Origin of the sequence: Alteromonas lipotrueae (genome assembly GCF_019249215.1) — a bacterium.
GTDB classification, from domain to species: domain Bacteria; phylum Pseudomonadota; class Gammaproteobacteria; order Enterobacterales; family Alteromonadaceae; genus Alteromonas; species Alteromonas lipotrueae.
Map to the genome: position 1 here is coordinate 19,439 of NZ_JAESDI010000019.1, position 21,769 is coordinate 41,207.

19 protein-coding genes are annotated in these 21,769 nt (G+C 45.1%); 5 read left to right on the plus strand and 14 right to left on the minus strand.

Annotated elements, in window-relative coordinates; all coding sequences use genetic code 11:
• Nucleotides 1–130: 130 nt before the first annotated feature.
• The 4 genes from acnD to JKP82_RS18515 form a co-directional block, all read right to left on the minus strand.
• Nucleotides 131–2,728: a Fe/S-dependent 2-methylisocitrate dehydratase AcnD gene (acnD, locus tag JKP82_RS18500; RefSeq protein WP_159534677.1), complete on the minus strand. Its 2,598-nt coding sequence runs from the start codon at nucleotides 2,726–2,728 to the stop codon at nucleotides 131–133.
• Between the two features lie 27 nt (nucleotides 2,729–2,755).
• Nucleotides 2,756–3,880 carry a bifunctional 2-methylcitrate synthase/citrate synthase gene (prpC, locus tag JKP82_RS18505; RefSeq protein ID WP_218398210.1) on the minus strand — a complete coding sequence of 375 codons (1,125 nt, stop codon included), beginning with the start codon at nucleotides 3,878–3,880 and terminating at the stop codon, nucleotides 2,756–2,758.
• Between the two features lie 322 nt (nucleotides 3,881–4,202).
• Complete coding sequence (gene prpB / locus JKP82_RS18510) at nucleotides 4,203–5,078, minus strand: methylisocitrate lyase (protein WP_159532901.1); 876 nt, start codon at nucleotides 5,076–5,078, stop codon at nucleotides 4,203–4,205.
• Nucleotides 5,079–5,101: 23 nt separating this feature from the next.
• A complete protein-coding gene (locus JKP82_RS18515; protein WP_159532899.1) occupies nucleotides 5,102–5,776 on the minus strand; it encodes a GntR family transcriptional regulator in 675 nt (224 codons plus the stop codon).
• A 733-nt stretch (nucleotides 5,777–6,509) separates the two neighbouring features.
• Between JKP82_RS18515 and JKP82_RS18520 the strand changes: the two genes are divergently transcribed.
• Nucleotides 6,510–8,774: a TonB-dependent receptor gene (locus tag JKP82_RS18520; protein WP_159532897.1), complete on the plus strand. Its 2,265-nt coding sequence runs from the start codon at nucleotides 6,510–6,512 to the stop codon at nucleotides 8,772–8,774.
• A gap of 326 nt (nucleotides 8,775–9,100) precedes the next feature.
• Here the strand turns inward: JKP82_RS18520 and JKP82_RS18525 are convergent, their stop codons facing one another.
• The 6 genes from JKP82_RS18525 to JKP82_RS18550 all read right to left on the minus strand — a co-directional run bounded on the left by JKP82_RS18525 (nucleotide 9,101) and on the right by JKP82_RS18550 (nucleotide 14,681).
• Nucleotides 9,101–9,478: a hypothetical protein gene (locus tag JKP82_RS18525; protein ID WP_159532895.1), complete on the minus strand. Its 378-nt coding sequence runs from the start codon at nucleotides 9,476–9,478 to the stop codon at nucleotides 9,101–9,103.
• Nucleotides 9,479–9,592: 114 nt separating this feature from the next.
• Nucleotides 9,593–10,948: an MFS transporter gene (locus tag JKP82_RS18530; RefSeq protein WP_159534675.1), complete on the minus strand. Its 1,356-nt coding sequence runs from the start codon at nucleotides 10,946–10,948 to the stop codon at nucleotides 9,593–9,595.
• Between the two features lie 43 nt (nucleotides 10,949–10,991).
• Nucleotides 10,992–11,573 carry a BON domain-containing protein gene (locus tag JKP82_RS18535; RefSeq protein ID WP_159532893.1) on the minus strand — a complete coding sequence of 194 codons (582 nt, stop codon included), beginning with the start codon at nucleotides 11,571–11,573 and terminating at the stop codon, nucleotides 10,992–10,994.
• Between the two features lie 13 nt (nucleotides 11,574–11,586).
• Nucleotides 11,587–12,183, minus strand: a complete 597-nt coding sequence (locus JKP82_RS18540; RefSeq protein WP_013782861.1) for a phosphoheptose isomerase — start codon at nucleotides 12,181–12,183, stop codon at nucleotides 11,587–11,589.
• A 197-nt stretch (nucleotides 12,184–12,380) separates the two neighbouring features.
• Nucleotides 12,381–12,722, minus strand: coding sequence for a YraN family protein (locus JKP82_RS18545; RefSeq protein WP_159532892.1), 342 nt, complete (start codon nucleotides 12,720–12,722; stop codon nucleotides 12,381–12,383).
• A 6-nt stretch (nucleotides 12,723–12,728) separates the two neighbouring features.
• A complete protein-coding gene (locus JKP82_RS18550) occupies nucleotides 12,729–14,681 on the minus strand; it encodes a penicillin-binding protein activator (protein WP_309475347.1) in 1,953 nt (650 codons plus the stop codon).
• Nucleotides 14,682–14,820: 139 nt separating this feature from the next.
• Here JKP82_RS18550 and rsmI point away from each other — a divergent pair, with 139 nt between their 5' ends.
• Both rsmI and JKP82_RS18560 read left to right on the plus strand, forming a co-directional pair.
• Nucleotides 14,821–15,681 (plus strand): 16S rRNA (cytidine(1402)-2'-O)-methyltransferase, encoded by an 861-nt coding sequence (gene rsmI / locus JKP82_RS18555; protein WP_159532890.1) that lies wholly within the window; start codon nucleotides 14,821–14,823, stop codon nucleotides 15,679–15,681.
• Nucleotides 15,682–15,794: 113 nt separating this feature from the next.
• Entirely contained in the window at nucleotides 15,795–16,058 is a 264-nt protein-coding gene (locus JKP82_RS18560) for a hypothetical protein (RefSeq protein ID WP_159532888.1), read from the plus strand.
• 158 nt (nucleotides 16,059–16,216) lie between these two features.
• Here the strand turns inward: JKP82_RS18560 and nspC are convergent, their stop codons facing one another.
• From nspC to JKP82_RS18580, 4 genes are all read right to left on the minus strand, one after another.
• Nucleotides 16,217–17,347: a carboxynorspermidine decarboxylase gene (gene nspC / locus JKP82_RS18565; RefSeq protein WP_159532886.1), complete on the minus strand. Its 1,131-nt coding sequence runs from the start codon at nucleotides 17,345–17,347 to the stop codon at nucleotides 16,217–16,219.
• Nucleotides 17,348–17,376: 29 nt separating this feature from the next.
• Nucleotides 17,377–18,579: a saccharopine dehydrogenase family protein gene (locus JKP82_RS18570; RefSeq protein ID WP_159532884.1), complete on the minus strand. Its 1,203-nt coding sequence runs from the start codon at nucleotides 18,577–18,579 to the stop codon at nucleotides 17,377–17,379.
• Nucleotides 18,580–18,729: 150 nt separating this feature from the next.
• Nucleotides 18,730–19,140, minus strand: a complete 411-nt coding sequence (locus tag JKP82_RS18575; RefSeq protein ID WP_013782868.1) for a hypothetical protein — start codon at nucleotides 19,138–19,140, stop codon at nucleotides 18,730–18,732.
• A gap of 136 nt (nucleotides 19,141–19,276) precedes the next feature.
• Nucleotides 19,277–20,245, minus strand: a complete 969-nt coding sequence (locus JKP82_RS18580) for a 1-aminocyclopropane-1-carboxylate deaminase/D-cysteine desulfhydrase (protein WP_232370732.1) — start codon at nucleotides 20,243–20,245, stop codon at nucleotides 19,277–19,279.
• 164 nt (nucleotides 20,246–20,409) lie between these two features.
• Here JKP82_RS18580 and JKP82_RS18585 point away from each other — a divergent pair, with 164 nt between their 5' ends.
• Both JKP82_RS18585 and JKP82_RS18590 read left to right on the plus strand, forming a co-directional pair.
• Nucleotides 20,410–20,955 carry a chalcone isomerase family protein gene (locus JKP82_RS18585; RefSeq protein ID WP_013782870.1) on the plus strand — a complete coding sequence of 182 codons (546 nt, stop codon included), beginning with the start codon at nucleotides 20,410–20,412 and terminating at the stop codon, nucleotides 20,953–20,955.
• A gap of 240 nt (nucleotides 20,956–21,195) precedes the next feature.
• Nucleotides 21,196–21,744, plus strand: coding sequence for a DUF3833 domain-containing protein (locus JKP82_RS18590; protein WP_218398212.1), 549 nt, complete (start codon nucleotides 21,196–21,198; stop codon nucleotides 21,742–21,744).
• Nucleotides 21,745–21,769: the final 25 nt, after the last annotated feature.

Genomic DNA, 21,769 nt, shown 5'->3' on the forward strand with positions numbered 1-21,769 from the left:
ATTGAGCTACTTCGCTTCATAAACCTTCCGCAGCAAGGATGCTGCGGCAGAGCCCCCATGGATGGGTTCACGGCGTGTTTATGAAGTGAAGTGGCTCAGTGCCAAACGTCAATGCGCTAAGATGAAGGCATTAGCCTTCAACCTCTTCAGCTTCTAAGAAGTCTTTGGCAAAGCGCTGAAGCACACCGCCTGCGCTGTAAATCGACACCTCTTCTGCGGTATCTAAGCGACAGGTTACGGGCACATCTAGGGTTTCACCGTTGGCTCGATTAACCACTAGGGTTAGCGTAGCACCCGGTGCAGGTTCACCTTTAACGTCGTAGGTTTCAGTGCCATCAAGTTCAAGGGTTTTGCGTGTTGTACCTGGCTTAAACTCAAGAGGTAGTACACCCATGCCAAGTAAGTTGGTACGGTGAATACGCTCGAAGCCCTCTGCGGCAATGACTTCTACCCCAGCTAAACGAACACCTTTGGCAGCCCAGTCGCGTGAAGAGCCCTGACCATAGTCGGCACCTGCTACAATAATCAGTGGCTGTCTGCGCTGCATGTAGGCTTCAATGGCTTCCCACATGCGCACCACTTTGCCTTCTGGCTCAATGCGAGCAAGCGAGCCCTGTTTCACTTCGCCGTTTTCAAGCACCATCTCGTTGAACACTTTCGGGTTCGCCAAAGTAGCGCGAAGCGCCGTTAAATGGTCGCCCCTATGGGTGGCATAAGAGTTAAAGTCTTCTTCCGGTAACCCCATTTTCGCCAAATACTCACCTGCTGCACTGGTAGCCATAATCGCATTCGATGGCGATAAATGATCGGTGGTAATGTTATCGCCCAATATAGCCAGCGGTCGCATACCCGTCATGGTGCGTTTCGCATCCATCGCACCTTCCCAATAAGGAGGGCGGCGAATATAGGTACTCATTTCACGCCAATCATACAGCGGGCTAATGTCGCTGCCAGTATTCACTTTCAAATCGAACATGGGCTCGTACACTTTACGAAAATGCTCTGGCTTCACGCTTTTCGCGACAATGGCATCAATCTCTTCATCGCTTGGCCAAATATCTTTGAGCGTGACAGGGTTACCGTCGTTATCAATACCTAATACGTCTTTTTCAATATCGAAACGAACCGTACCTGCAATGGCGTAGGCCACCACTAATGGCGGTGAGGCCAAAAAGGCTTGTTTCGCATACGGGTGAATACGGCCATCGAAATTACGGTTACCAGAAAGCACTGCCGTTGCGTATAAGTCACGGTCTATAATTTCTTGCTGAATTTTAGGGTCTAGCGCGCCGCTCATTCCGTTACAGGTGGTGCAGGCAAAAGCAACGACACCAAAGCCCAACTGTTCTAGTTCGCCCATTAAATCAGCTTCTTCTAAATACAGCTTTACCGCTTTAGAGCCAGGGGCTAATGAACTTTTCACCCAAGGTTTACGGGTTAATCCGCGCTGGTTTGCATTGCGGGCAATTAAGCCTGCTGCAATCACATTTCGCGGGTTAGATGTGTTGGTACAACTGGTAATGGCAGCGATAATTACCGCGCCATCGGGCATTTTGCCTTCTTCTTGTTCCCATGCGCTAGCAACTCCGCGCTGAGCCAAATCGCTGGTGGCTAAACGTGCATGTGGATTAGACGGGCCAGCCATGTTGCGGCCAACAGAGGATAAATCAAAGGTGAGAACACGCTCGTATTCGGCACTCGCTAATGAATCTGCCCATAAACCTGTGTGTTTCGCGTATTGTTCAACTAAGGCAATTTGCTTTTCTTCACGGCCAGTTAAGCGCAAATAATCGATGGTTTGCTGGTCGATGTAGAACATCGCCGCGGTAGCGCCGTATTCGGGTGTCATGTTTGAAATAGTAGCGCGATCGCCAAGGGTAAGGTGCGTAGTACCTTCGCCATAAAATTCCAAATAAGAAGACACCACACGCTCTTTACGTAAAAACTCGGTAAGTGCCAATACAATATCGGTAGCAGTAATATTGGGCTGTGGCTTACCGGTAAGTTCAACACCAACAATATCAGGTAGGCGCATGTAAGAGGCGCGCCCCAGCATAACGCTTTCTGCTTCAAGGCCGCCTACACCAATAGCAATAACACCTAGTGCATCAACATGAGGGGTATGGCTGTCGGTGCCAACCAAGGTATCAGGAAAGGCAACACCGTCGCGAGACTGAATAACCGGCGACATACGCTCTAAGTTGATTTGGTGCATAATACCGTTACCCGGCGGTATCACATCCACGTTTTTAAACGCTAACTTAGTCCAGTCGATAAAATGGAATCGGTCGTCGTTACGTCTATCTTCAATAGCGCGGTTTTTTTCAAACGCGTCGGGTTCAAAACCCGCATGTTCAACGGCTAATGAGTGATCGACAATTAACTGGGTAGGCACAACGGGGTTTACTTTCGCCGGATCGCCGCCTTTCGCCGCAATAGCATCACGTAAACCAGCCAAGTCAACCAACGCGGTTTGCCCCAGAATGTCGTGGCATACCACGCGGGCTGGAAACCACGGAAAATCCAAGTCGTTCTTGCGATAAATAAACTGCTTAAGTGAATCGGTTAATGCGTCAGGGTTACAACGGCGCACTAAGTTTTCAGCAAACACTCGTGAGGTGTAAGGAAGTTTATCGTAGGCACCAGGTTCAATGGCTTCCACTGCCTCGCGGGTATCAAAAAAATCGATACCTGCGCCAGGCAAAGGTTTACGGTATTCGTAATTCATATTACTCATGATTTTAAGCCTTAGTCGTTAACTACGTGCAGACATAGGAGGCACGTCACGAATATCTTCACCAGTATATTCAGCTGACGGGCGAATAATACGGTTGTCAGCGCGTTGTTCCATCACATGTGCTGCCCAGCCCGTTAGGCGAGACATCACGAAGATAGGGGTAAACAACTTGGTGGGAATTCCCATAAAGTTATAGGCGGAAGCGTGGAAGAAATCAGCGTTACAGAATAGCTTTTTCTCGCGCCACATTACTTCTTCACAGCGCACAGATACGGGGTAAAGCACCTCGTCACCTACATCGGCAGCGAGCTTTTCAGACCAGCCTTTGATGATTTCGTTACGTGGGTCTGATTCAGAATAGATGGCATGGCCAAAGCCCATGATTTTGTCTTTACGGGCAAGCATGGCCATCATTTTTTCTTCAGCGTCGTCTGCCGAGGTAAAGCCTTCAATCATTTCCATAGCTGCTTCATTCGCACCGCCATGCAATGGACCGCGAAGTGAGCCAATAGCGCCGGTGACACATGAGTGCATATCTGACAAGGTTGAGGCACATACGCGAGCGGTAAAGGTAGAGGCATTGAATTCGTGCTCTGCATACAAAATAAGTGAAACGTGCATGACTTTTTCATGCAACTCGCGAGGTTTTTCGCCGTGTAGCATATGCAAGAAATGACCGCCGATTGAATCGTCATCGCTTTCTACATCAATACGAACGCCATCGTGAGTAAAGCGATACCAATAGCAAATAATGCTTGGGAAACAAGCTAGCATACGATCGGTTGCTTGCTGCTGTTCGCTGAAATCGTTTTCCATTTCAAGGTTGCCCAACATAGAGCAACCTGTACGAAGTACGTCCATAGGATGTGCGTCTTTTGGAATACGCTCTAATACATCTTTAAGAGCCTGAGGCAATCCGCGCCTACCACGAAGTAAGGTTTTGTATTCATCTAACTCGGACTGGGTAGGCAATTTACCTTTTAAAATAAGATAAGCCACTTCCTCAAACTGGCAACTGGCTGCTAAATCTTTTACATCGTAACCACGGTATGTCAGGCCAGAACCTGATACGCCTACAGTAGACAGTGCTGTTTTTCCTGCAACTTGGCCGCGTAATCCCGCGCCACTTAATTGTTTAGCCATCTTGTTGTCTCCGGTCTTGTGTATGTAAGGTACAAAAGTTTGTTTAGTTTTTAATTCAACAATCGATATTTAAAAGCGTTGTTTTTAACAAAGTATTACTCGATGCAAATTGGCGTTCGAGGCCGCGGATGGGGAGGCAGGAATACGAGCGCTGCCCCTCCGAGGCATGGATGCCGAGGCGGAGCCCCCATGGATGGGTTTACGGCGTGGCAGCGCCGTATCCCTGCCTCCTCAGCCAAAGCGGCTTCGCAGGCAATGCTGCCTCGAGTCAATTCAGCCAAAGCGGCCTCGCATGCAATACTGCCTCGAGTCATCTCAGCCGTTAGCCTTTGCCTTTGGCGAACAGTTCGTCGAGCTTTTGCTCGTAGTCGTGATAGCCAAGGTAATCGTATAACTCCATGCGTGTTTGCATGGTGTCGACAACGGCTTTTTGATCGCCATTATCAAGTATTGATTGGTACACGTTTTCGGCCGCTTTGTTCATGGCGCGGAATGCACTTAGTGGGTAAAGCACCATCGCAGCGCCCCATTCGCCAAGTTGTTCTTTGTTCCAAAGTTCGGTTTGTCCGAATTCGGTAATGTTGGCAAGAATAGGGACGTCTAACGCTTCTGAAAATGCGCGGTAGTGTTCTTCAGTTTTTACTGCTTCTGCAAATATGCCATCGGCACCGGCCGCAACATAAGCCCTTGCGCGTTCAATGGCTTTTTCTAACCCTTCTTGAGCGAAAGAGTCGGTTCGCGCCATAATGAAAAAGTCAGGGTCGGTTCTAGCATCTACCGCAGCTTTAATGCGATCGACCATTTCTTCTGTGCTCACAATTTCTTTGTTAGGGCGATGGCCGCAGCGCTTTTGCGCAACTTGATCTTCCATATGCACAGCCGCAGCGCCTGCTTTTTCCATATCGCGAATGGTTTTTGCAATATTAAATGCGCCGCCCCAGCCCGTGTCTATGTCTACCAATAACGGTAAATCACAGGCTGACGTGATGCGTTGTACATCAACAATCACGTCGTTTAGTGATGTCATGCCCAAATCGGGTAGCCCGTATGAAGCATTCGCAACGCCACCACCGGAGAGGTATATTGCTTTGTGGCCGATAGATTTTGCCATCATGGCGGTATAGGCATTAATGGTGCCTAATATTTGCAATGGCTTATTGTCGGCCAGTGCTTGTCTGAATTTCTTTCCTGCACTCATAAGTAACACTCTCTGGTTTCAAATTAGGTTGGTGTGGCGCTAAGTTTGTTTTCAATATTGTTCTTAGAATAAAGAATATGGCGTCGCATTAGCATTTCTGCCAACTCTTCATCGCGATTCGCAATCGCGTTAACAATGTGTCTGTGTTCGTCAAAGGCAGTAGTAACCCTTGGGCCAGCCATGCCTAGCTGAACGCGATACATGCGTACAAGGTGATAAAGCCCATCTATTAACACGCTAATGAGGTGGCTGTTTTTACTGCCAGTCACGATGCGGTAGTGGAAGTCCACGTCGCCGGCTTCTTGGTAATAGAGCTGGGCGTCTTTCACTTTATTAAAGTGTGAATCTAATAAGCCTTGTAATGAGGCGACTTCTTCATCGCTCATGTGTCTTGCGGCAAGGCGAGCGGCCATGCCTTCAAGTGCTTCTCTTACTTGATAAAGCTGAATAAGCCCTTCAGGGGTTAGCGATACTACCTTGGCACCAATATTCGCCTTTCGCTCAACAAGATGACAGGCGGCAAGACGATTAATACCTTCTCGGATAACCGCACGGCTGACTTCATATTTTGTCGACAACTCAGTCTCACTAAGTTTAGAGCCTGCAGGAATAACACCTTCTACAATGTCTTTTCGCAGCTGATAGAAGGTTCTATCTGCATTAGTTACAGGCTTTTCTAGGGTTATCTGTACCGACAAGCTATTCACCACAAAATGAATTACATGTCGACAATATAGGGGGTTTAGGTTGTTCGGTCAAACTTTCTTAGTGGTTATTGTCGACAAAGTGGTGTTATTTTTTATAAGTGGAAGGCTTATGAAAAATAAAAAAGATAACAATTTGCTGCTAGTGCAAGAGGTTAATCTAAAAGGCTAGCGACAAGAGATAAAGTACAAAGAGGCCGATTTAACGTAGAGGGGCGGCTACAACTTGCAGCGCTTTTTGCTGGAATGCTGTAAAGGTGAGGGAGAGTATTGTCTAAATGGTCTAGTGAATAGTTAAAGGCAATCGGTTTTATGCTTAATAAGTAACCTATGCTAACGTAATGATTATAAATAATAATATGTCAATTGGAATGGTGGGGGTGGAGCCGTTTTAAGCTTAACCAATTAGTCTAATTTTAAAGTCTCAATTTAATAAAAGTGCAATATTTCGCTATGCAAGTTAAAAAGAAGTCAGTATGATATTTCTCCAGTCTTCATGCCAATACTCCAACCGTGAGTAGATGGGGGCTGGTAGGGTAGAGAAAGTGACAGTATAACCAGTAGGATACCGCCACTTTCATTAGGATATCCATAAATCAGCTAAATGTTACTTGTCGTAACACCCTCTATTTTGTGAGTCTATTGGTTTTAAAGTTCCATAGAGAACTTGAAGCAGCCTAAAAACAATAAATTTTCGACACTAAACACTCTCGCAAAGGGGTTACACATGATCACCAATACTGACGTGTCTAAGACACTAGTTAGTAGACTTTCGCCTGTCGCTTTGGCAGTAGCGTTAACCGTACCTGCCATTTCTCATTCGGCATTTGCTCAAGAGGCTGAAGCAACTGAAGAACAAATGTACGAAGCGATTACCGTTACAGCAACCAAGCGCCCTCAAGTTATCTATGAAGTACCAATTGCAATTAGTGCATTTGACGGTGATATGCTGGCTGAACAAGGCATTACTGATTTAACGGATGTTGGTAAGTTTGTTCCAAACTTAAACGTAACGGGCTTCTCAGCGGGTCACACTTCTTCTGTAAACCCTTTTATTCGTGGTATTGGTCTTCAAGATCACCTTATCACTACTGATCCAGGCGTAAGCGTCTATGTAGATGGCGTGTATTTAGGCCGCCAAGTGGGTCAAAACTGGAGCTTGAATAACATCGAGCGTATTGAGGTGCTTCGTGGTCCTCAAGGTACGCTATACGGTCGTAACTCTATTGGTGGTGCAATTAACATCATTACCAAAGAGCCAGATCAAGGCGATGTGACTAAAGTGAATGCAGAGTTCGGTACTCGCGGTCGTGTTAAGACTGACTTGTTCGTGAACCATGCATTATCTGACACCCTAGCATTTAACATGAACCTTGCTTATAACACCCGTGATGGTTTGGGCGAGTTCATTAACGTACCTAATGCAGAATATGATGTTGGCGAAACAGAAGATATTTCTGGTCGTATCTCGGTAAAATATGAGCCGTCTGATGATTTCCGTATGGTACTAACCGCTGATGCCAACAATGGTGACGGTGGTTTACGCCCTTACACAGTGCTTATTGATGAAATGCCAGAAGGGCGTTTTTATGCAGGTACGAACAGCCTAGGTCTTGAGCTTAGAAATAGTGATGTAACCCCAGAAGGGTATGACATTTACGATAACGCTACAGGCACACCAGAAGTGACCAGCGTATCGAATGAAGCCCGTGGTGTGTCTCTAACTACCGAATGGGATATTAACGACGATTACACCGCTAAAGTCGTTGCTAGCCGCCGTACGTCTAAATATAAAGCTGGTCTGGATGATGATGGTACTATCTATTCATTAGACCAATACCCAGAGCGAGGTGAAGCAGACCAAACGTCAATTGAAGTTCAATTAAATGGTTACATCAACGAGTACACTGACTTCGTTGCTGGCCTTTATTACTTCAATGAAGAAGGTAGTAACCGTCAAGGTAGCGACTCAAGTTTCGATGGCGGTGGCAACACGCTTCAACTTGATCAGGAAACTACCAGTAAAGCGGTATACCTAAACCTTCGTCATGACTTAACAGACGAGCTTAGTGTATCTGGTGGTATTCGTTACACTGAAGATGAAAAAGACGCGTCTGCAAATGTATTCGATGCCCTTGGCACCATTTTCGATTCAAATGAATGGGACGAAGTGACGTGGGAATTGGCGACTAACTATACATTTGAAAATGGCATGACAGGTTATGCCACTATTCAAAATGGTTATCAGTCAGGTCAATATCCTGCTCGTCCATACTGCCTAATTGGCGAGTTCTTTGGCGCGGGTGGCTTCGATGATTTAGACGGCGCAGTAGCAGCAGTTAATGCAAGCAACTGCTTTGTTGCTTCTGATAACATTACCGCAGTGAACTACGAAGTGGGTGTTAAAGGTCGCGTTAATGAATACTTCGACGTAAGTGTTGCAGTATTTAACACTGAGTTTGAAGACCTACCGTACCAAGTTAGCCGTGTAAGTGAAGGCGGTTTTGATACAGCAAACTTAGTGGTTGAACAAACTTCTCGCGGTATCGAGCTAGATACTACCTTAAACGTAGGAAACTTCAGCATGTTGACCAGTATTGGTTATATGGACGTTGAAGTAGATGAGCAAGATGGATTTAATCCTGTTGCACCATTAACGCCTGATTTAACGTTTGCGGTTGGCCCGTCATATACTTTCGACCTTGAAGGTGGCGATAAAATTCGCGCTCGTATCGACTATTCATACCGCGCAGATATGTACGGTGAGCCTAGCTCAGAGCCTGCTCGTATGACGGAAATTGAAAGCCGTGAATTAGTTAACTTTGATGTGGCATATACGCCAGCTGATGAGGCTTACACGGTGGCACTATATGGCCGCAATATTTTTGATGAGCGTTATGACAATGCTCGCTTAAACACTGGCGATTATATTCTGCAAGTATTAAGCAATGACGCTAGCGAATTTGGCGTACGTTTCTCAACTGAGTTTTAATTAACGAATTGAGTAAGCTAAAAAGATAAACGCTACATGTGAAATAGGTGTAGCGGATATATAAAAAAGGCTGGTTTATAACCAGCCTTTTTGTTTGATAAATAAAAGTGCGTAAGCAGTGATGAAAGTATGTAATACGCGGAAAGATTTGGTTAGTCACAAAGGTAAGCAAAGTTACATGACATTTGTCATGAATAAGTTGTGGGTTCGGCCTGATAGGTTTGTATCGTTGAATATCTGGCATGAGCAAAAGCGTGGCATTTTAATTTTCTAGCTGAAATAAATCTCAGGCCTTAAGAGGAGTTACATCAATAGAATTATAAGGCTTAAAGAAAATTAACAACTGAAGATTTTAACTTTTCGTTATCTTGAGCTACTAGCCTTAAAGCTTTTAGTCCGTATGTTTTTGCCAGCGTCATTTCTTCACGTTGCTTATAACCTTTGGCTAAATTGAAATTAACCCATGCAGAGTCGGGGTATAATGCAGCGTTGTATTCTAATAGCTTCAGACCTTTCTCGGAAGATTTAACACCATTGGTCATATAGTCGGCAGCGTAGTCGATTGCCCCCATGCGCGGTTTAACTTCTTGGTAAAGATCGGTTGATAGCTTTTCATAGTGTTCAGAAATTGCTTCAGGCCCTCTCTCCATTACATCAAAAGGTAAAACCCAGTACCTATAAAGTTCGTTAGTTGCATTTACCAATTGAACTCAAGGTACGCAGCGGCCTGTCAGACAAAGTTAAGTCAGTTGCTGACATATCGAATTAAACCGAAAGTCATTCGCTTTATCTGAACAGTAGCACTTGCCTGTGCTACTTCAGCTTACCTGCTTTTTAAGTCGCTTTTTCAAAACTGAGTCGCCATCAGTTTTTGATAACATTATGCTGTCGGTAATACTAAGCAGCGCAACTACTGCCATCATCGCCATAGCAATTTTGAAGTTGATAAGCGACGGGTCGCTACTTGAATTACCCACCATCAGTGAAGCAACGGCCAGCATAAGCGCAGAAATGGTGATCCCCATGCCACGGTTCATTTGCATGAGTATTGCACCCAGTGTATTGGCATCGCGCATTTTATCTTTTGGCACATCAGCAAAGGCGATAGTGTTTAGTAAGGTTAAATGCATCGACCTATTCACACCGCTAACAAATAAGATAACCGCAATCACAACCGATGAACTTTGTTGAGTAACTAGCGATAGCGCCACAAAACCCAGTGAGATCATAATGCCATTTGCAATAAGCACTCGCTTAAAGCCAAAGGTGTTCATTATCCAGGTAGTCGCGGGTTTAATGGCAATATTACCTACAAATAGCCATAGCAATAAAGTACCTGCTTCCACCGGCGAGTAACCCATTCCCAATTGCAGCATAAGCGGAACAAGAAAAGGTGCGCTACCTAAAGCTATACGTACCACCGAGCCGCCGTACATCGACAATCGAAAGGTTCGATACTGTATAGCTTCAAAAGAAAACAGAGGTTTTTTTGCACGGCGAATATGAAATACCGCAGCTATCAATAATAACAGCCCAAATACGGTTACCACGCTGCCCAATAGGGTAGAAGTATTGTGACCCGCAAATAATTCTATACCGGCCATAAAAGAGGCAAAGCCAATACCGGTTAGTAGAAAGCCTACTACATCAAACTTACCCACATTCGCGGTGAAGTTCTCAAGCAAATAGGCGGAAGCAATAAGCGCGAATATACCTAATGGCACGTTCATAAAGAATATCCATTGCCAGCTCAAGTGGGTGGCAATCCAACCCCCTAATACAGGGCCAAGAATAGGGGCACTTAACGCCGGCCACGTGATAATAGCAACGGTTTTAACTAGCTTTTCTTTGGGTAAGTCTCGCAGCACCACTAAACGGCCTACGGGCACCATTAAGGCGCCGCCAATGCCCTGCATAATCCGAGATAAGGTAAAGCTAGTTAGGTTAGTGCTAATTCCACATAATATTGATGCCACCACAAAAATGATAATGGCGGCCATGAAGACATTACGGGCACCGAATTTGTCGGCCACATAACCACTTAGCGGAATAAAAAAGGTAACGGCAACAAGGTAGGCAGATACGCCAATAGAAAGCTGAGTTGCTGGCACGCCAAAATCAGCGGCAATAACGGGAAGCGCGGTGGTGATCACCGTGGCATCCAGAATTTCCATAAACAAGGCCCCAGCAACAAGCAGGGCCGTTGCGGTATCGCGACTAAATGATCTCAAATGCGCGCACTACGCGGGCTACGCCCGTTATGTTCCTTGCAATATCTACAGCAGCATTAGCTTCTGCATTGGTTAATCGGCCCATTAAGAACACTTCAGAATCTTGCACTACCACGCTAACTTGTAAAGCTGGCACGCGTTCATCGGCCACTATCTTGGTGCGGACTTTTGATGCAAGCCAAATGTCGTTAGCTTGAGTTCCTGCGCCAATAGGCTCGCCAATGCGAATTTGATTGTGAATTTTCTTTAGGTAATCGACTTCCTGAGCCCGTCTAACCGCTTCATCAATTAACGCTTGCGTGGGGGCTTGTCCGGTAAGCAAAGCAATGCCGTTATACATATCGACTTGTAGATTGGTTTGCTCTTTTAGTGCTTCACTTTTTGACCATTGATAAGCCACAGAGCGACCTGCGTTTTGGTCATCAAGTTGAGTACCAACGGTACGTCTGTCGTTCGCCACTTTTGCAGCCATTGCACCCGCGGCGCCAACCGCCACCACGCAGCCCTGTAATTGCATCACAAAAAGCAGTGATACAAGAGTAATAGTTAACGTTTTAACTCGTTTCATAAATGGATAAACGTTATTCGTCTCCAAGGTCGGCTGGGAATAAGCTGTCATCAATGCATTCACATAAGTTGTGAATAACCAACAAGTGAACTTCCTGAATACGGGCAGTGCGGTTAGAAGGCACACGTACTTCAACATCGTGCTCGCTTAAGAAACCTGCCATTTCACCACCGTCTTTACCGGTTAAGGCTACAATGGTCATATCGCGAGACAAGGCAGCTTCCATGGCGGCAATTACATTTCGTGAGTTACCACTGGTTGATATAGCAAACAAAATATCGCCAGACTGACCTAACGCACGAACTTGTTTGGCAAAAATTTCATCGTAGCTATAGTCGTTAGCGATGGAAGTAATAGTAGAAGTATCAGTACTTAACGCAATGGCTGGAAGGCTAGGGCGATCGCGTTCATAGCGGTTAAGCATTTCAGAAGAAAAGTGCTGTGCATCACCCGCCGAACCACCGTTACCGCAGCTAAGAATCTTGTTGCCGCGAATTAGCGCCTCAACCATCATCATGGCTGCTTTTTCAATTGATTCAGGCAAAATTTCAGATGCAGCAATTTTGGTTTGAATACTTTCAGTAAAGTTCGCTTTAATTTGTTCAATCATACTTCTTTTCTCTGCATTTCAGGATATCAAGCAATTACTACTTTGAATGTACAATGCACATCAGTATGTAGGAGGTAGGGCAGGCTGTAGCAAACCCTCTGCCGCATGGATGCGGCAGCGGAGCGCCCATGGATGGGTTCACCGCGAGTTTGCGTAAGCCTGCCCTACCTCCTGCAATGCCTGACGTGCTGCGCTTTTTATCCAATATTTTTAAGCCACTGAAGGTCGCTTCCGTCAATGGCGATAACGTCTATGCGTAATGGGGTAGACGCGGGATTAAGGTTATTATCTAACAAATAGAACGCAAACGCAGCCTGAATTCGTTGAAGTTTCTTCATTGTGACAAATTCGGCGGCCTGACCATACTGTGACTTTTTGCGAAATTTCACTTCTACACAAACAATGGTGTCACCATCTTGCATAACAATATCAAGTTCACCACGTTTGGTTCGGTAGTTACGACAACGTAATGTAAGCCCTTGTTCCTCTAAATAGGTAACGGCCTTGTTTTCTGCTGCATTCCCTTGCAATACGGACAATGTAGTTTACTCCATTAGCATTTGCACGCGCTCGTTACGAATAACGGCTTGAGGTAAGTTTCGTTCTACTTCACTGTTTTTATTCAGCGTAAGTGTACCGGTTAACCCGTCGAATGTTATGTACGACAGGGTGTTTAGCATCCCTAATTGAGGAAGTAATTCGTAAGCATCTACACCGAAGGCGAACAGTCTATTTTGCAACGTACTGCGGTTGGGCCACGTTTGCTTAGTTTCTTGAGCAAGTTGTTGCCATTTATGGTTTGGCATCATCCACGGCATGTCGATAAAGCGTACGTTTTGCAAATCACGCCACTGGTTCTTGCCGCTGTTGTAGTCCATTGAACGAGAGGTCGCGTAAACAGGCACTTGTTTTCCATCGTACGGATTTAAGCTAGCTTCAATAATGGGGTTAAGAAGTTCGGTATCTTGTGGCGACGCGAACGCAACAATGGTATCAATGTCTCGTCTGCTGCGGGGCATGTTGTAAACTTCTTCGTTCGTCATGTATTCAATTTGGTTAATACGCTGATTACTTTGCGCTACATCTAAGGCTTGGGTAATGCCCTCTCTTAGTGACTCGCTATCATTGAACGTCACTGAGGTGATGTTAGCCTTGCGGGCTTGGGCTTCATGTTCGTGCAACGTGTTCCAGCGCGCTTTAAATGCATCGTTCATACGTTGGTACAAGTTACTCTGTGCTGCAATAACAATAGGGGCTCTAAAGCCTTTGCTATAAATAAACTCTGCAAGCTGATTGGCTTCATCTTCCGGCGCAAGGGCGAAATAATTGACCGCTGGTGCCATGGAGGAAGGTATCTCAGATTCATAGCTAACAGAATCAGAGTGTACTGACGTTGAGTTGTCTAAAATTGTCGGCATTTCATCTGGGCGGTTTAACGCCAACATGTTCACGCCGGGCGGTAACGCGGGTATTAATTGTTCAACGGTTTCTTTTAGTAGTGGGCCGACTATAAATTTAGCGTCGCCAATAGCGGCGACCATGGTTTGTGTATCAGCGTTGGTAGTATCAACAAACCGAATGGCAGGCATACTATTTGGGTTGCTGCTTTGTTGAAGCTGTTGATAATAACCCGCCATAATGCCGTCTTTCACCGCTTCACCAGTAGCCGCAAGCCTTCCGCTCAGCGGCAATAGAACAACAAGTTCGCGAATTTGAGGGGCGGTTAGCGCCTGTGCTAATGCAACATCTTTGGGTAAATGCTTTGCCAACATATGGCCTGCATAAACCTGTTGATATTGCGTAATTGACCGATTCAACTGCTGCGGGTTTCGCACATTTTCAATGGTTAATTGACGAAGGGCAAAGAAGGGCTGCAACTTAGGGTATTGGTTTTCACTTTGCTTGAGCCTATCGGCAGGTATTTGGTTTAATAGCGACCACACCTTAGCGACTTTCTGTTCGTCTTCTAGCTCGGTAGACAAAACGCTATTGGCCGCCTTAGCCCACAAACCTTGCTTGGCATAAAGGTCTGCTTGTAGCGCCGCAAGTTTGGCAACAAGGGCAGGGCTAGTATTTACATCTTCCAGCATTGCAGTAAGTTGCGCTGGCGATGAAGAAGGGTCGTTCTGATATGCCATCGCAACATGTATGGCGTAGCTATCTTGCAACGAGGTAGCTACACCGTCTTGTTTCATTTCAAATAAGATTTGCTGCGCTAAAATGGTATCGTCTTGAGCGATATAAAGGCCTACGGCATCTAGTAGTAACGTGTCTCGCTTCACTTTGTCTCGGGTTTGAAGCCATACTTTTTTAGCTTCTACCAGCTTGTGTTCTGGCGTGATATGCTTCTCTACTGGCGCTTCTACCGGCTCAGTATTGATAATCTTCGGTGCCGAGGTGGGTTCAGGTGTGCTCCCGCAGCCTGCTAAAAATAGCATGCTGGTGGCTGTCGCCATTGCAAAGGTAATGCGCTTTGTAAAATGTCCAATGTGACCCACAGTCTGTTTCCTTTCACTTCGTTTAACGGCAAGTAGCGGCAAGTTTATCCTAACCACGATGAAAATCTACGTTTGCCGGCGTAAACTAGCCCAATGGCGTGGTACACTTTCTTTATTATTCGTTATTTTTATTGTTTATATGACCAATTTCGCCACCTTGTATATCGTTCCTACACCTATCGGCAACCTTGATGATATTAGCGCCCGCGCTATCGAGGTACTAAAACAGGTTAACTGGATTGCTGCGGAAGATACACGACACAGCTCCCGGTTATTACAGCACTTCAGTATTTCTACACGTACCTTATCGCTGCATGATCATAATGAAGATAAACGTACCGCAATGCTGGTTCAGCGCTTAAAAGACGGCGAATCTGTAGCGTTAATCAGTGATGCGGGCACGCCATTAATTAGCGACCCTGGTTTTGTATTTGTTAGGCGCTGCCGGGAAGAATGTATTCCTGTTACCGCATTGCCAGGCCCATGTGCCGCTATTACCGCGCTAAGTGCTTCAGGGCTGCCAACAGACCGATTTATTTTTGAAGGCTTTTTACCGGTAAAAACACAAGCTAAAGACAACCAACTTGCTGCACTAAAAGAGCGTACTTGCACGAGCGTATTTTACGAAGCCCCACGCCGTATTTTAGCCACAATGAATGACATTGCCCGTGTGCTAGGAGACAGGCACATTGTGGTCGCCAAAGAGCTTAGCAAGACCTTTGAAACCTATGTGAGTGGTACGCCAGGTGATGTTATTGATTATTTAGAAGCCGATGCAGCCCATCAAAAAGGTGAGTTCGTGGTGATGGTGTCGCCAGCCCAAGTGAATTTATCTGAAATATCGACTGAAGCCATGTCGCTTTTAACCACGTTATGTGATCACATGCCGCTAAAAAAAGCTGCAGCTGTTGTGGCTGATCACTATGACTTGAAAAAGAATGCCTTGTACCAAGCAGGACTAGAAGCAAAAGGTGCGAAAGAAGTGAAAGAGACTGATTGATCTCAGACCTATGGATTAAGGGTACCTATCTAAACAATATAGTTAACACGGGATAGGCTTAGCGCACTTTGCACTTTTGCTTATCACGTTAAGTATAAGGTTGGAGGATAGTTATGAGTCAGCAAGTTTTGAAAATTGAGATGCCAGAGGGCAAATGGGTCGTCGATATTTTTGATAAATCCGGCGATTCTGGTGAATACGATTTAATTCACCCTAACACGCAGGTGAAGTTAGCCTTAGCCGATGAAATGCATGGATTTCGGTATAATCTTACAGGCCCTGAAGGTACGCCATTTGCTATTTATCTTGATGATACGGTTATCGCGGAAGGTACGGTAGATAAAAGCCAGAACCTTAACGGTACTGGTATTCTATAGCGTTGATGCTAATCGATTACCGTCTATTGAGGCAATCATTTTCACTGCCTCAAAAAATATGTCTAATAAAACACCACGAATAAAAGAACCAAAAAAATGCCCGCTAGCGTTAACGCAGCGGGCATTTATTTTTTTAGGTAAAAGTCGCTATCTACTGCTTATGACAAGCGGCCTTTAAAGTCTTCGTAAGTGAATTGGCGAACAATTTCGAACTCCCCATTTTTACGCAAAATACCAATGGCAGGGTGTTCAACGCCGTTGAAGAATGACGTTTTCACCATGGTGTAGTGCATCATGTCTTCAAACTGAACCCGATCGCCGGCTTTTAATGGCGCATCGAAGGAATAGGTATCAATCACATCGCCCGCTAAGCAGGAGTTTCCACCTAAGCGATAGTTGTAGGCTTTCTCGCCAGGTAACGACGCATTTAAAATTGTCGGCCGATAAGGCATTTCAAGTACATCAGGCATGTGCGCCGTGGCTGAAATATCTAAAATGGCAATATCGCCATCGTTGTTTACCACGTCCACGACCTCTGCAATGAGCGGCCCTGTTTGCCACGCGACTGCAGAGCCAGGCTCTAAGATAACGTCTAAATGCGGGTAACGCTGTTTAAAATCGCTAAGGGTTTTAATCAGGTGGTCAACATCATAACCTTGGCTAGTCATCAAGTGGCCGCCACCTAAGTTTAACCACTTTAACTGACCTAAATAATCGCCAAAGCGTTCCTCTATTGCTTTAAGCGTACGTTCGGTAGCGAATGAGTCACACTCACACAAGTTATGGCAATGGAAGCCGTCGATGCCCGATAAATCTACGCCTTCTAGTTCACTTACTCGAAGCCCCAATCGCGACCCCGGCGCTGCGGGGTCGTAAAGCGGGGTATCTGCTTCTTGATGCTCTGGATTAATACGCAACCCCAAAGACACGCCCGCAAGCGCATCTTTGCTCGCTTGCCATTGTGACAGACTATTGAACGACAAGTGATTCACCAGCGTCGCCAGCTCTTCTATATCCGCCTTTTTATACGCAGGAGAGTAGGCATGGACTTCTTTACCCATTTCAGCGGCTAATTTGGCTTCCCATACCGAACTTGCGGTTGCGCCATGTAAATAAGGTTTAATGATGTCGAAGCTCGACCACATTGAAAACCCTTTCAAAGCCAGAATAATTCTAACACCTGACTCGTCTTGTACACGCTTCATCAACTCAAGGTTTCGGATGAGTTTTTCCTCTTCCAGCACATAGCAAGGAGAAGGGATATCTGTTCGTTGCGTTAAGTCTGCCAACCTTTATTTGCTCCAGTTACAGTGTTCTGTTACTTAGTGAATGGGCTGCTATCACACTCAAGTACATGCCAAGGAAGGCCGTGCTCGTTTAGCATATCCATGAATGGGTCTGGATCAAATTGTTCCATGTTCCAAACACCGTTTTCTTTCCAAGTGCCGTTTAGCATTAGCGCAGCCCCAATCATGGCTGGAACACCTGTAGTGTAAGACACCGCTTGTGCACCCACTTCATCGTTACACTTAGCATGTTCACAGTTGTTGTAGATGAAAATGGTTTTTTCTTTACCATCTTTCACGCCAGTAATGTAAGTACCGATACAGGTCATGCCGGTATAGCCTTCAGCTAGTGAACCTGGGTTAGGTAATACAGCCTTCAAGAACTCTAAAGGCACCACTTTTTGGCCTTGGAATTCAACTGGTTCAATGCTGGTCATGCCTACGCCTTCTAAAACACGAAGGTGTGTGAGATATTCATCACCAAAGGTCATCCAAAAACGCGCACGTTTTAGGGTAGGGAAGTGCTTAACCAAAGATTCCAATTCTTCATGGAACATCAAGTATGACGCGCGCACACCAATATTTTGGTAATCTAAATCTTCACGCACGCTGAGTGGATCGGTTTCTTTCCACTCGCCATTTTCCCAGAAACGACCACGTTGAGTAATTTCACGAATATTGATTTCAGGGTTGAAGTTGGTTGCAAACGCTTGACCATGATCACCACCATTACAATCAACAATATCCAAATAGTGAATTTCGTCGAAATAGTGCTTAGCAGCGTAAGCGGTGTACACGTTGGTTACACCTGGATCGAAACCACTGCCTAACAACGCCATAATGCCAGCGTCTTTAAATTTCTGCTGGTAAGCCCACTGCCAAGAGTATTCGAATTTTGCTTCGTCTTTTGGTTCGTAGTTTGCGGTATCAAGGTAGTCGGTGTTAGTGGCTAAACACGCGTCCATAATAGGCAAATCTTGATACGGTAATGCAAGGTTAATTACTAAGTCAGGCTTAACATCATTAATAAGCGCTTCTACTTCTTTGGCGTTATCGGCATCAAGGGCGAATACGCCTTTAACGCGGTCTGCACCCACTTCTTGTTGCAATGCTTCACACTTAGACACAGTGCGGCTGGCAAGAAAAATTTCGTCAAAGTGCTGAGGTAAACGTGCACACTTTTTTACGGTTACTGAGGCAACGCCGCCAGCACCAATAATTAAAACGCGAGACATAATAATTAATCCCTAAATAAGCTAATGAATTTTGGGCTGAATGCTAGCAGACGATACCAAATTGGCAAGCAAAGACAGCATAGGTTCGACAAAAAATAGTCATCGTTAACACAAGGAAAACGAATAAGCGTAATTTATACGCGATAACGCCTATTCTGGCATTGTATTGATGGGAGGGGAAACCACAATTTTGTCGCCCACTCGATAATAAGGATAGAGTAAAAGTTTTTCCTCGTCATTGGGGCAAGCAGCACTGATGGCGATAGCATCCAAGCGGGTGTGCTTTTGCGTTTCAACCGTCGCGGCATAAACGAGAATACTGTAACTTTCAGAGTCTGTAGTAGTGTCGATGATTCGCCACTGCAAACACTCTATAAGTTGACTTTCATCGATACGATAATGGGTTTCTTCGCTAAACAAACAACCGACTTTGCCATTTTCATAGATAGCCGCGAAGGGATAGAAGACGGAACTGGTAGAAAGTACCAGTTCGCATAACTTGAGCGCCCTAGAAACCAATATATTTAAAGGGGGAGGTAAGCTACTTGTTCCTTTTATCACGGTGCATCTCCTAACGATTATTGCGTTTGAACGAAAGCTATGAGTAACGCGAAGCTAGATACAACCAGGCTGTGCTTGTAGAAAATATTCCCCACAACCTCGATATTAGGTTAAACGAATGTGTAGGTCTATAAGATCAAGGGATTTTATTTTTTCTGGCGCCCTGAATTCCACCAGTATGAACAATAATAAGTGTTTGTCCTTTTTTAAATGCCCCTTTTTCACATGCATTGGTCGAGAGATTCGTTGAAGCAAAATTTGCTAGCAAGTGCTTAAGTGCCCAAAACATTTTTCCAGAGTAAACCCCTTCAATTTCAAAAGGCATTGTTTGATTGAAGTTTTCACAGAATGCCTTCAAGTACGGGGGGATTTTCCCGTATCCGCCACAGTGAAAATCATGATTGATGCTGAATTGGCTTTTTGAGCAAGCACTAAGGGCTGATGTATGAGTGGGTGTAGAAGTATGAGCAAGATTAAAAGCAAGCCCCGGCTCAAGAAACTTTTCTACGAGTCCTTCTAGATATCCTTCTCCTTTTAATACGCCAATGCCAATAGCGTGTTGGTGGGGTGATAATGCAGAGGTTAACCCTGCCAAGGTCGTGCCACTGGCAACAGGAGCAATAATACGGTCGAAAGGGATATCTATTTCGTTTACGACTTCTTGCACGCCTTTTAGCGCCGCCATTTGGCTGCCACCTTCAGGAATAATCAACGCATCGGGAAACTGAGTTCGTAGGCTCGCTAAATAAGTAGGCTCATCCCTTTGCTGATAGGTTTTTTTATTTACGTAGTGAACTTGAGCGCCCCATTTCACTAAATCCTGAATCATTGGGCTGGGGTGTTTTGTGTAGTCGCCGCGAATAATAGCGTGAAAAGGCACATTTAGCTGATGACATAAATAACCCAAAGCATGCAGATGGTTGGAAAACCCACCGCCAAAACTGACTACTGAGGAAGGTAGCTGGGTGTTCAAATCCGAGCGGAAACCCGCCTGCGAATTTAAAGCCATTTCTTGGTGCGTCAAAAGAGCAAACGCGTACTTTAATTTACGCCATTTGTTGCCTGAAATGACGGGATGTATTTTATCGTCCCGCTTAACAAACATTGATACATGTTCAGCACCCTCCCAGTCTGGCGCAAAGGGCTCTAGTGGCGAGGGTAAACATAGGGCATCAGCAAAACTTTCAAAATTCAAAACAAGCTATTCAAATGATCAATGTGGCAATTCCAACAGTATAACTAGAAGATAGATAAAGAAGGAACATGTATATGTTTCAACGTCGTTATTCCACTTTAAAGCTCGTCATCGTATTGGGAATATCACTTGTGGTTTTGTCGAAAAATGTGCTGGCGCAAAGCGTGCCTGATTATGTCACCAAACAAGTGCCCGAGGCGCAAGTTGTGGGTAATGCAATGTTTACGTATATGTTTTGGGACGTGTACGACGCTACGCTCTATGCGCCGAAGGGACAGTGGCAGTCTGACGCTCCTTTTGCATTAAAGCTTGATTATCAAAGAAGTCTAGACGGTAAAAAGATAGCACAGCGTTCAGTAGATGAAATGCGTAAGCAAGGTATTAGCGACGAAGCAATGTTAAGTGAATGGCGAGACAAAATGGCGGCGCTTTTCCCCGATGTTGAAGACGGTGACGTGATTACTGGTGTGGCTACCTCAGACCAAGCCAGTGAGTTTTATATCAATGGTGAGCTAGCTGGGACTATTGAAGACACAAACTTTACACAGTCTTTTTTCGACATTTGGCTGTCAGAAAAAACCTCTGAACCCAAATTACGTAAGGCCTTGTTACAAAAATAATAAGTCCATGCTTTATTAATTATGGGCAGCGATTCTAAGCGCGTTAAAAAGCTTATCAAATAAGCCCAAGAATAAAGACTATAAACAAAAATATTAGTTAAAAATATCAGCTTAAAGCATCAACCTATATAAACAAAAAGCGCACAGCAAGCGCAGTGAACGGCATTCATTTGGCGAAATATTTATTAAAAAAAATAAGTCGCTAAGCAGACAGCCATATAAACCAAAATCGAGGTCATTATGAAATTTATACAGCGCACGGTATTAGTCGGGCTTTTATCTTGCCTTACTCTTATAGCCGGATGTTCTACATCGGTAGATGGCAATACTTACAAACAAGTTTCACCCACTTTTAATATTGAGGAATTTTTTGCTGGCAACGTTCGGGCTTGGGGCATAGTACAAAATCGTTCTGGCGAAGTGGTTCAGCGCTTTGTGGTAGATATTGAAGGTAAAAACGAGGGCGGTACATTAACGCTAGATGAGACATTCACCTACGGCGTAGGTGAAGGGCCAAAAACTCGTACGTGGAAAATTGTTAAACAGGCCGATGGCACCTACGTGGGCAACGCGGGCGATATTGATGGCCCTGCAACAGGCACTTCATACGGCAACGCATTTAACTTTCATTACAATATGGACTTACCGGTTGATGATACAACCTATGCAGTTACCTTCGATGATTGGTTTTGGGCATTTGACGATAGTGCCATGATGAACCGCTCATACATTAAAAAGTTTGGTGTGGTAATGGCCGAAGTTACCATTTTTATGCAGAAACAAGACTAGTGTCGATTTGGCACTTTATCAAAGC